Origin of the sequence: Corallococcus sp. AB032C (assembly GCF_003668935.1) — a bacterium.
Lineage (GTDB): Bacteria > Myxococcota > Myxococcia > Myxococcales > Myxococcaceae > Corallococcus > Corallococcus exiguus.
In genome coordinates this window covers 1-10,563 of record NZ_RAWP01000181.1, presented here as the reverse complement: position 1 = coordinate 10,563, position 10,563 = coordinate 1, and the positions used below count along the sequence as shown (strand labels likewise).

The window sequence follows — 10,563 nt, the reverse complement described above, 5'->3', positions numbered from 1 at the left end:
TATTACCAGGCCATTCCCATGATGAAGGAGGAGCGATTGCGGCCTCTCGTCGAGCGCTTCGCCGAACTCCTCCACCAGCACCCTGTCTTCAAAGAAGCGCTCGGCTTCATATGAGGGGATGGCTCAGATTCGAACCAGCGACCTTGCGCGCCCGAGGCGCACGCTCTTGACCAGACTGAGCTACATCCCGATGGGTTTGAGTCCTCGAGGGAGGACCCGGACATGACTGAGGCCGGGTCCCCCCTCGGGAGCCCGGCCTCTGTCCATGCTCGTCCCGGTGTTACCGGGTGGCGGCGTGGGTCAGGTGCCGGGCGGACAGCCGTGAAACGAGGCGATGGCCAGTTCCAAGCTGTCTGGAGTGGGCTCCATGTCGGTGGGGCGATTGGGGTTCGGCTCGTCGCGCTTCGTCATGGGCATCACACTCCTTTCTTGGGGATGAGGGACGCGGCGGAAAATCAGTCCTGACAGAGCTGCTTCCGCCAGTTCCGCTTCTCGATGCACCGGACGTTGTCCACGTCCGCGAGCGTCTTCAGATACCGGCCCCGGTCGAACCCATACGTGCACCGGCTCCGCCCCCAGACGAAGTCCAGCTCGAGCTCCGGCGGGACAATCCGCTTCACGAGCTCCGCCACGTACTTGTCAGCTCCCGCCGACCAGATGGCGAGCCGGAAGCGGGCGGCGCACTCCCGCAGGAAGGGCTCCAGGTGCGGACGCACGTGGACGAAATAGCCCAGGGCCTGGAAGTCCACCTCCCGGGACAGGGGCTTCTCGCTTGCGTGGACCAGGGTCTCATCCAGGTCCAGGATCAACAGGATGCGGTCCGTGGGCGCCGTCACCGGTGGGCCTCCCTCCCGGTGATGACGCCGCACGGCTCCAGGAAATGACGACGCGGCGTCACTGCACGCCGGGCGCTCGGAACACCTGGCCGTTGCGGCCTTCCAGCACGAGGCTGGCCTCGTCCGAGCTGCCCACGCGCAGCTCCACGCGGGCCTGGCCTCGACGGTCCACCAGGAGCAGGCCGGGCGAGCCCTCCTCATCCGCGCCCAGGATGGCGCGGGGGCGTCCCGTTACGTCCGCCAGCTCCAGCCGCGACGAGCCGTCCACCTGGAGTCCCACGGAGAACAGCTCCGCGCCTCCGGACTTGGACAGCGTCAGGCGCGGCGCCTCGTCAGAGAACACCATCAGCTCCGCCAGTGACTCGCCTTCCGCCGTGGAGAAGCGCAGCCGGGGCGAGTCGTCCTCGCCCACGCCCAGCAGCGCCCGGGGACGGCCTTCGCTGTCGTTCAACACCAGCGCCGCGCCGCCATGGCGGTTCGCATCCAGGCTGGCCCGCGTGCGGCCCCTGGCGTCCTTGAGCACCAGCCGCGAGGCGACCAGCTCTCCCGAATGCGACTGCGTCGCTTCGTCACGCAGGGCAGCGCTTCCCAGTCCCACCCCCGCCAGCACGAAGGCCGCGAGGGTGAGGCCCTGCCATCGTCGGAGCCGGCCTTCCAGCCGCTCCATGCGCGCGTCCAGTGAGTCCATCCCGGCGTCGCCTCCTGTCCCACCCTGGTGGGACGGCAGGAGGCTAGCAGAGGCCGACGGGTCTCCGCTCAGCGGGGCAGGAAGAGGAGCAGGAACGTGGGCAATGCGGCGACGAGGACGCCCACGCCGAGCGCGAGCACCATCTGGAGGAAGAAGAGGTCCTCCAGTGTCTCCTCCAGAACGCCCTCCAGACGGTCGATGGCCAACATCTCCAGCTCCCGCACCGCGGAAGGCACGTCCGGCGATGTCAGCACCGCGCGCAGGGCGATGAGCCCCAGCACCCGGCGGGACTGGTCCATGAGGAAGCCCTCCAGCCATCCGGCGCGGGAGGCCGCGGATTCGCGCTCCTCCTCGGGTTCCCGCAGGCGCTCCGCCACCGACTCCTCGATGGCCCGGGTGAGCTCCGCGCGGCTGGGCGTGCTGGCCCCGCGCAAACGCCGGGCGACCTGCCGCGTCGCGGGCTTGAGGATGGCGTACGCATAGCCCATCAACCCTCGTGCCCGGACCTCACTCGCGAGGCGTGAGCTGACCGAATGGAGCATCCAGACGTAGCCACCGGCTACGGCCAGGGGCAGGGGTGTGAGCACGAAGCTCAGGTAGTTCAACCAGGAGGGCGTCGGAGCCGCGCCCGTCCAACGCGGCGCGAGCACGAAGACGCCCGCCAGCACCAGACCGAAGCACCCGAAGAGGAAGAAGCCCTTCAGCGCGCCCGCCATGCCAGAGCCCAGCAGCGCGGGCACCATGGCGAGGAGGCTCCGTAAGCCCGCTCGGGCCATGCCTCCCATGGACTCACGCGGAGGTGCTTCGAGCGGCGCCGCGTCCGGGTCCGGTTGCTTCAATGCCGCGTGGCTCATGACGAGCGCTCCACGGCCGCGAGGTCCAGCTCGGCGGTGGCCCACCGGTCCACCTGTTCCGCGGAGGGCGGCGGCACTGGCGCGTCGGCCTTCAGCTCACGCCGTCGCCTCCACCACATCAGGAGCGCGGCGGCACTGAAGAGCACGGCCCCCAGGACCAGCCGGAACATCAGCCACGGAATGGGGCCGGACCGGGAGCTCTGGCGGTTCTTCCACCACGCGGTGCCCGTTCCAATCAGTGCGAGCACGCCCGGAATGGCGGCCATGCGCCACAGCGTCCCGCTGTCAGGGCCCGGCACGAGCGCCAGCAGCCCCAGGAAAACCGTCGTGGTCCACAGCAGGATGCGGCCCAGCCGGAAGTTCGTCAGCCCCACCAGCACCGCCGCGACGGGCTTCGTGCCCTCACCACTCATGTTGCGTCCCCATGGGGACGTCATCCTAAAGGGGGACGCGCTCGTGCCCAAAGCCAGCCCTGGGCGCTCCCGGGCTTCACGGCTGGGGGCGCCACCACAGGCCCTTCAGTCCCGCCTGCTCGCACGCCTGCCGCGCCTCCTCGGTGTAGCAGTAGAAGGCCAGCTCGGGGACGAAGAACACGGGCGGGAAGCCTCCGGGTGGCGGGCGGAGCACGAGTGGCTCGGCGTCATCCTCGCCCAAAAGCTCCTCGTCCCACTGGTGGAAGGGAACGCCCTTCACGAGGGTGCGCTCCCGGTCGAGGCAGTCGGTCCGCTCCAGCAACTGGAGGATGACGAAGTCCTCGTTCTTCAGCGCAGGGTCCGTCACCGGATACCAAGTCCTCCTCCGGGGATATCCGCTGTACACGAGGTGCTTGATGCGTTCCGCGTAGATGACCGTGGGGATGAGACGGTGGCGGAACGGGCCCACTGCTTCGAGCACGCGCACCATGCGCCGGGAGAGCAGCAACCACCCCATGGACGTGGTGCACAGGTGGTCGCGTCCGGCGATCCACTCCAGGTTGCCATAGTACTCGATGACCCCGGGTGCGCCCTGCTGGCTCTGATATCCGATGTCGGGATCGAAGAACGTCACGTCCTCGAAACCGTCGAACTCGATGAGATGAGCGTCGTAGATATCCGCATTCTCCTTGGCATGGGAGACATCCGTCGACAATGCATACATCATGTGGTGTGTGACTCCTCGCGGGAGGACAGTTCCAGCAACGCCAGCTTCTTCCCCGTGAGCACACTACCGCCGCGTTGCTCCTGGAACACCTTGATGGCCGGCTCCTTCAGGCTCCCGGATTCGATGGCCTGGCGCAGCTCGTTCTCGACCTTGAGGATCGCGTCCTCGATGACCTTGGGCGTCCAACTGGAGGGGGGCCCTTTCTGGACAGACTCTTCCAGCCAAGTTCAAGCCGGGCACGCACGAAATCGCTGTAGCGCGGGTGGCTGCCCGAGTGGATGAGCTGGCCCTCCACGTTGATCCCAGAAGGCATGTCGAGGACGTTCGACCCCCGGTCAATCGTATAGCCCTTGAGCCGCTCCATGGCCGTGCGAATCAGCGGGTGGCTCTGGGCGACCACGTCGGGGATGAGGTGGTGCATGGGATGGCCGGCGGAGAGCCGGACCTCCGCCGCTGCCCGAGCCGCCGGGCCCTGGGTCTTCTCCACCCAGTCCAGGTAGTTCTTCCGGTAGCGGGTGAAGACACTCAGGCGGAGCGTGCCCTTGCCGACCTTGAGCACCACCAGTCCGTCCTCGGTCACCGTAAGCGCCCCGTACTCGTCGCCCAGTGCCTTTCCGTGCGGACGGCTCAGCCGATAGGGCTGGGAGCCCGTGTTCAACTTCTCCAGGCGGTAGCCTGCGGCCTGAAGCTCTTTCTTGAACGCATTGAACTCCGGCGTTCCTTTCTGAGGGATGCGGCGTCCGACGAAGTCCTTGAGCTTGTCCCAGTTGGGGAGCTTCTCCAGCAGCTTCTCCAACTCGGCGTCACTGAGCATGCGCTCGGTCAGGGTGGGCTCGGGATCTGGCGTGGAGGAGCCGCCTTCCTTGACCGCCTTCGACAGCAGCGGCGTGCCGGCTCCCCAGGGATTGAAGGGAAGGGGGATGGCGGGGGCGGCGGTGATGGAGCCCGGCTGGAACAGGGGGACGCCCGCGTAGGCACCGCCGGGACCCGCCGTCGCCATCATGTAGATGCGGGGCGGGGTGATCTTCACGGGCGTCATCAGCTTGAGCCCACGTCCCGCATTGGTCTTCACGCCCATCAGCGCCAGCGCTGCCATCGCGATGCTCACCAGCATCCGGAGGAAGGACTTGCTGGCCTCCTTGAGCTTCTCCGGTGAGCCGTTGGCCTCCCAGGCCTGGGTGAGCCACAGCTGCGCGTGCTTCAGGGCCTCTCCTCCGGCCTCGATGAGACCATGGGCCCCGAACGCCGCCAGGCCCAGCTGGATGGGCGCCGCAGCGAGCTGCCCTACGCCCGTGGGCGTCGCCGCCAGGAAGGTGGACAGCGCCTCCGCGGCGATGAAGCCCACCACCATCGCGGAGATCTCCTGCCAGTTGTCCAGGATGGCCTTGCCGTACTGGCCGGTGACCTCTCCGAAGTACTGGTCCGCCTGCCTCACGGAGGTGATGACGTCCTCCAGGTGCCGGGCAGCCTGGCGTGCCTTTGCAATCGCCTCGTGGGTGATAGAGCCGCTCGACACGATTCCCTGGAGCTGGTTGGCGAAGGCGATGCTCACCAGCCAGATGCGCTCACCCGCGACCAGCCGGACGTCACCGTCGATGCGCTGGACCCCCTTGCGGCCATTCTTCACGTTCACGTGATGAATGACATTCTCGTAGAAGCGCAGGTCCCGCCCCGGCTGGATGGCCTGCCGGTAGATGCGCGCGGCGATGGGCTCCAGGCGGTCCCCTGGACGAACCTGATAGAGCGTCGCCGCTGGCTCCGGAAGCTGCGTCGTGATGCGCAAGGCCTGCACATAGCCTTGCAGCAGGTATCCCCCTACCACGGTGGAGACGTAGGACCAGCCAGGCGCCTGGGCATGGTTCCGGATGACGCTCACCCGCGTGCCCGGAGGCAGGGGCGCTGGGGTCAGGCAGGTGGAGCCCTTCATCTCCGCGGGAAGCGTCCGGAGGTTGGCGCCATCACCCTGGTCGATGAATCCGAATTGAATCGTCATGTCCCCCCGTCTCGGGACTGACAGGATTCAGCCACCCGGGCCGGGAGTGAAGGACCGGCCGGGTGGGAATGAGCCTCTATGCGGCGGCCGCCTGCTGGATGCGCGCCTCGGTCTCCTCAGGACTGACAATCCAAGGCCAGAAGCGCTGCGGCTCTCCGAAGTTGTCGAAGAACGTGTCGGCCAGGGGGGACATCGCCGAGGCGGCCCCCAGGTAGCGCAGCACGTGCGGCGGAGGCGGCTGGAGCAGCAGGTTGGTGAACGCGGTGATGAACTGGCCCTCCGTCCGCCAGAAGTGCTCGAAGGTCTGCTCCATCCAGTCTGGCGTGAAGGGCTGGTCGCCGTGCGCGAGGATGGCCTGCGTCATCGCGTGCGCCTGCTTTGACGCGCTGTTGAGCCCCTGGCCCGCGATGGGGTCGTTGAGCATGACGACATCCCCCATCCCCATCACCGTGCGTCCCGAGGGCAGCCGCCCCACCGGCTTGCGCACCGTGGGCGTGAACGCGCCCGTGAGCCAGGAGGACTCGTCCACGATGCTGGCGCCCTCCAGCCGCTCCGCCACCCACGGTGAGAAGTCCCGCAGCACCTGCTTCATCCGCTCCATCGCCTCCCTCGCGGTGCTCACGCCGCCGAAGCGGTCCAATCCCTGGCCGGGGATGGCCTCCAGCAGGAGGCCGTTCAGCGGGCCCCGGATGCGGTCGAAGTACGGCATGGCGAAGTACTCGCCGTGGCCCGCCGTCAGGATGAACTTGAGCGCGGGGTAGGGCGTCTCGTGCAGCGGCTTCATGCCGGTGACAATCATTGCCACCAGGTTCCGTTGCGGCTGGGTGTGGATGCTGCGCTCGGCGTCCCGCTCGAACAGGCGCGTGAAGCTGTTGCGGCCCGTCGTCACGACCACCAGGTCATGCCCGGGCGCGAGCGCCTCCAGCGATTCCACGTCCACGTCCCGCACCACCACGGTGCCGCCGCGCCGCTCGAACTCCGCGAGCCAACGGGAGTACTTCGCCCGCAGGTCCAGGGACTTGCCTGGATTCAGGATGCGCCCCTGGACTCGGAGCGCCCGCTGGCCCGGCGCCGCGCAGACGTCCAGGTCCCCGCCCCGGGCGGACTCCCCCGGACCCGTCCAGAAATCGAGCCCCAGCTCCTGCTCGTACCGGTGGGCGCGGCCGAAGAGGTAGGTGGTCGCGGCGAGCCGGGCGTTGAAGATCTGCTCGGGCGTGCGGTCCGAGTAGACGGTGACCGCGTAGCCCTTCTCCAGCAGGCCGAAGCCGAGCTGCAGCCCCGCCTGGCCCGCTCCGATGATGCCGATGTTCCTCATGGTCCCCCCTGGGTGGTGTCCGGGCGTCACGCCCTGCCAGGACACTACGAAACGAGGGCCCCTTCCTGGCAACGCACGGCGGTACGAGGCCGCCCGGAAGCCGACGCCCCGGAGCCGCCTTCCATGTCAGACCCCGCGAGTACTGTTCCTCCTGTCGCAGCGAGAAACGAACGAGGGGGAACACGTCATGGCGAGTTCTGTGATTGATAACCGCGTCGAGGTCGTCTTCAGCTTTGACACCACGGGCAGCATGTATCCGTGTCTCGCGCAGGTGCGGAAGAAGCTGGGGGCCGCCGTGGCCCGGCTCACGAAGGAGATCCCTGGCATCCGCATCGGCATCATCGCGCACGGCGACTACTGTGACGCGAAGTCCACCTACGTGACCAAGGCGTTGGACCTCACGGACGACGCCAAGGCCATCACCCGCTTCGTGGAGAAGGTGGGCCAGACGGGCGGCGGTGACGCGCCGGAGTGCTACGAATTGGTGCTGCATGAGGCCCGGAGCCTGTCCTGGACGGAGGGCTACACGAAGGCGTTCGTGCTCATTGGCGACGACGTGCCGCACCCGCCCCAGCACAACCCCAAGAAGCTGGACTGGCGCAAGGAGGTGGCTGCGCTGGGGGAGCAGGGCGTGCCTGTGTATGGCGTCCAGGCGCTGAACCGCCGTCACGCGACGTCGTTCTACAAGGAGCTGGCGGAGAAGTCGGGCGGCTTCCACCTGAGCCTGGATCAGTTCTCACACATCACCGACATGCTGCTGGCCGTCTGCTACAAGCAGTCCTCGGACTCGCAACTCCAGGCATACGAAGCGGAGGTGTCCCGCGAGGGCCGCATGAACCGCGGCCTGAACGCGATGTTCAACACGATGCTCAAGCGGACCGCGTCCACGCTCTTCGGTGAGACGGACCTGCGCGCGGTGCCGCCGGGCCGCTTCCAGGTGCTGGAGGTGGAGGGGGACAGCGCCATCAAGGAGTTCGTGACGGAGAACGGCCTGGGCTTCAAGACGGGCCGCGGCTTCTACGAGTTCACCAAGACGGAGACCATCCAGGGCCGCAAGGAGGTGGTGCTGATGGACCGCAAGTCCGGCGACCTCTACAGCGGCGAGCGCGCGCGGGAGATGCTCGGCCTGCCTCCGGGGGAGACGGTGCGCATCCGGCCCGCGAGCCTGGAGAAGTACGTCGTCTTCGTCCAGAGCACGTCCGCCAACCGCAAGCTCAAGGGCGGCACGAAGTTCCTCTACGAAGTGGAGGACTGGGACGGCGCTCGCGCCGCGGCCTGAGCCGGGGGATGGCTTGACGGCCTGTCGGAATGAATGACAAACATGGCGGGCGTCCGGAATGGTCCGGTCCCCTTGCCTCGGAGTCCGCCATGTCGCTCGACCCTTCAACCACTGCCGTGTTGTTGATTGAGTACCAGAACGAGTTCGCCACCGAAGGCGGGGTCCTGCACCCGGCCGTGAAGGGCGTGATGGCCGAAACGAAGATGCTGGAGAACACCCTGGCGGTGGTGAAGGCCGCCCGGGCGAAGGGCGTGACGGTGATGCACGCGCCCATCACCTTCGCGGAAGGGTACGGCGAGCTGACCCGGCACCCCTACGGCATCCTGAAGGGCGTGGTGGACGGGAAGGCGTTCGTCAAGGGCAGCTGGGGCGCGCAGATCATCGACGCGCTGGCGCCGCAGAAGGGCGACATCGTGGTGGAAGGCAAGCGCGGCCTGGACACCTTCGCCAGCACCAACCTGGACTTCATCCTGCGCAGCAAGGGCATCAAGACGGTGGTGATTGGAGGCTTCCTCACCAACTGCTGCGTCGAGTCGACCATGCGCACCGCGTACGAGCACGGCTTCGACGTCATCACCCTCACGGACTGCGCCGCCGCCACCTCGGCGGAGGAGCACCGCAACGCGCTCAAGTATGACTTCCCCATGTTCTCGCGCCCCATGCCGTCGTCGGAAGTGATTGGCATGCTGGGGGCGTAGGGCCCGGCGGGAGCAGTGCGAACCCCCTTGCGGCCGTGCGTGCGACGCCACTACAAGCACGCCGTTGCCTGACCCGAGGGGGTTTTCGCGTGTATCGAAAGAATGTTCTCAGCGCCGTGTTCGCGCTGGGGTTGCTGACGGCGATGGGGGCCCAGGCCGAGGTGCTGTATGCCCAGGCCCACTTCCTTTTGAACAAGAACCAGCTCTCCGCGGTGAACTACCGCGGCAAGGGCGTGGCCATCCCCGTGGGGGCGAAGGTCGCGGTCCTCGAGCGGGACAACGACGAGGTCCGCTGCAAGGTCATCGAGTCCGGCGTCGAGTTCCGGTTCGTGACGCACCGGAGCCTGGGCAAGCCCATCAACGTGCTGTTCGCCGGCTTCTTCGCCGAGCAGGACCCGGCCCCGCGCATCGCCGCGCTGACGCCCGAGGAGCAGAAGCAGGTCCGCGCCGGTGAGCTGGCCCGGGGCATGTCGCGCGAGGCCGTGCTGCTGACGGCCGGTCCGCCGCCGCCGCACCGCACGCCTTCGCTCCAGAGCAGCCGCTGGACGTACTGGAGCTCGAAGTTCTCCACGTTCGAGGTCGAGTTCGGCCCGGATGGCAAGGTCGTGCGGGTGGGCGACGAGCCCGCGGCCGCCCCGGCCCCCGCGCCCGTGGTGGAGAAGACCTACTACCACGCGACCGCGAACTTCCATTTCGAGGACGGCACCGTGTCCTGGGTGAACTACCTCAAGGGCCCCATCATCCCGTTCAACGCGAAGGTGGAGGTGCTGGACAAGGGTTCCTCCTCCGTGAAGTTCAAGGTCGTGGACACCGGCGCGGAGCTCGAGTTCACGAACGACTCGCGCTCGGGTTCGGAGACCTGGAAGCTGTTCCAGGCTTCGTTCGCGGCGGAGGACCAGGCAGCGAAGCTGGAGGCGCTGTCGGTGGATGACCGCAAGAAGGTCTCCGCGTCGGAAGTGGAGCCCGGCATGAGCCGCGAGGCCGTGCGCATGGCGTGGGGCCCTCCGCCCGCGCATGAGACGCCGTCGTTCCAATCCAGCACCTGGACCTACTGGAAGTCGAAGACGTCCAAGGTGCGGGTGAAGTTCGGCAAGGACGACAAGGTCGCCGCCATCGAGTAGCGCGGCGGCTGGACGTCCGTGACGACACGAAAAAGGGGTGACGGCTCATCGCCGTCACCCCTTTTTTCATCACCGCGTCAGTGCGGCGGACTACTCCATGGTCGGGACCTGGCTCATGCCGGCCGTCGGGTCCTGCTGCGGCCCCTGGGCCAGGGACAGCACGCTGGTCGCGACGTCGCCCACCGCGCCCACGGCGCCACCCACCGCGCCCACGGCGCCACCCACCGCGCCCGCGGCGCCACCCACCGCGCCCGCGACGCCCTGCACGCCCTCAGCGACACCCTGCACGCCCTGCGTGATGCCCTGCACCAGCTGCGCGATGCTGCTCAGCACGGTGGCGGCGCCCTCCAGCAGCTCGCCCAGCTTCGCGGCCTTGCCTCCGAGGCTGCCAGCCGCGTCGAAGCCGTCCTGCTTCAGGCTCGACAGCTTGTCGGACATCTTGCCGCCCACCTTCCCAAAGGGGGAGGCATCCGCGGCGCCCGGAAGGCTCGGCGTGTTGGGCTTGGAGACGGAGGACGGCAGGTCGGGCGTGTTGGGCTTGGAGAGGGAGGACGGCTGGTTGGGCGTGGTGGGCTTGGAGGTGGCGGACGGCTGCGTCGGGGTGGTCGGCTTGGAGGTCGCGGACGGCTGGGTGGGGGA

At 67.9% G+C, this 10,563-nt stretch carries 10 protein-coding genes, 1 tRNA gene and 1 pseudogene; 3 read left to right on the top strand and 9 right to left on the bottom strand.

Annotated elements, in window-relative coordinates; all coding sequences use genetic code 11:
• Positions 1 to 113 precede the first annotated feature (113 nt).
• The 8 genes from D7X99_RS40160 to D7X99_RS40115 form a co-directional block, all read right to left on the bottom strand.
• A tRNA-Pro gene (locus D7X99_RS40160) sits at positions 114 to 189 on the bottom strand.
• Positions 190 to 455: 266 nt separating this feature from the next.
• Positions 456 to 836, bottom strand: a complete 381-nt coding sequence (locus D7X99_RS40155) for an HAD family hydrolase (protein ID WP_121782353.1) — start codon at positions 834 to 836, stop codon at positions 456 to 458.
• 58 nt (positions 837 to 894) lie between these two features.
• Entirely contained in the window at positions 895 to 1,524 is a 630-nt protein-coding gene (locus D7X99_RS40150; protein ID WP_121782352.1) for a hypothetical protein, read from the bottom strand.
• Positions 1,525 to 1,592: 68 nt separating this feature from the next.
• Positions 1,593 to 2,378: a hypothetical protein gene (locus D7X99_RS40145; RefSeq protein WP_121782351.1), complete on the bottom strand. Its 786-nt coding sequence runs from the start codon at positions 2,376 to 2,378 to the stop codon at positions 1,593 to 1,595.
• Positions 2,375 to 2,791, bottom strand: a complete 417-nt coding sequence (locus D7X99_RS40140; protein ID WP_121782350.1) for a hypothetical protein — start codon at positions 2,789 to 2,791, stop codon at positions 2,375 to 2,377. Before D7X99_RS40140 ends, D7X99_RS40145 begins: the two co-directional genes overlap by 4 nt.
• Before the next feature lie 76 nt (positions 2,792 to 2,867).
• Entirely contained in the window at positions 2,868 to 3,518 is a 651-nt protein-coding gene (locus D7X99_RS43315; protein WP_171805645.1) for a hypothetical protein, read from the bottom strand.
• Positions 3,519 to 3,624: 106 nt separating this feature from the next.
• A complete protein-coding gene (locus tag D7X99_RS43310; protein WP_199756425.1) occupies positions 3,625 to 5,511 on the bottom strand; it encodes an AHH domain-containing protein in 1,887 nt (628 codons plus the stop codon).
• 76 nt (positions 5,512 to 5,587) lie between these two features.
• Positions 5,588 to 6,826 carry a styrene monooxygenase/indole monooxygenase family protein gene (locus D7X99_RS40115; RefSeq protein ID WP_121782349.1) on the bottom strand — a complete coding sequence of 413 codons (1,239 nt, stop codon included), beginning with the start codon at positions 6,824 to 6,826 and terminating at the stop codon, positions 5,588 to 5,590.
• Positions 6,827 to 7,013: 187 nt separating this feature from the next.
• On the opposite strand from D7X99_RS40115, the gene D7X99_RS40110 reads away from it, so the two are divergent.
• The 3 genes from D7X99_RS40110 (at position 7,014) to D7X99_RS40100 (ending at position 9,924) form a co-directional block, all read left to right on the top strand.
• Entirely contained in the window at positions 7,014 to 8,105 is a 1,092-nt protein-coding gene (locus D7X99_RS40110) for a vWA domain-containing protein (protein WP_120581239.1), read from the top strand.
• Positions 8,106 to 8,194: 89 nt separating this feature from the next.
• Positions 8,195 to 8,803 (top strand): isochorismatase family cysteine hydrolase, encoded by a 609-nt coding sequence (locus tag D7X99_RS40105; protein ID WP_121782348.1) that lies wholly within the window; start codon positions 8,195 to 8,197, stop codon positions 8,801 to 8,803.
• 89 nt (positions 8,804 to 8,892) lie between these two features.
• Positions 8,893 to 9,924: a hypothetical protein gene (locus tag D7X99_RS40100; protein ID WP_121782347.1), complete on the top strand. Its 1,032-nt coding sequence runs from the start codon at positions 8,893 to 8,895 to the stop codon at positions 9,922 to 9,924.
• A 90-nt stretch (positions 9,925 to 10,014) separates the two neighbouring features.
• On the opposite strand, the pseudogene D7X99_RS43020 reads toward D7X99_RS40100, so the two are convergent.
• Positions 10,015 to 10,563, bottom strand: a pseudogene (locus D7X99_RS43020) (hypothetical protein); the annotation flags it as partial.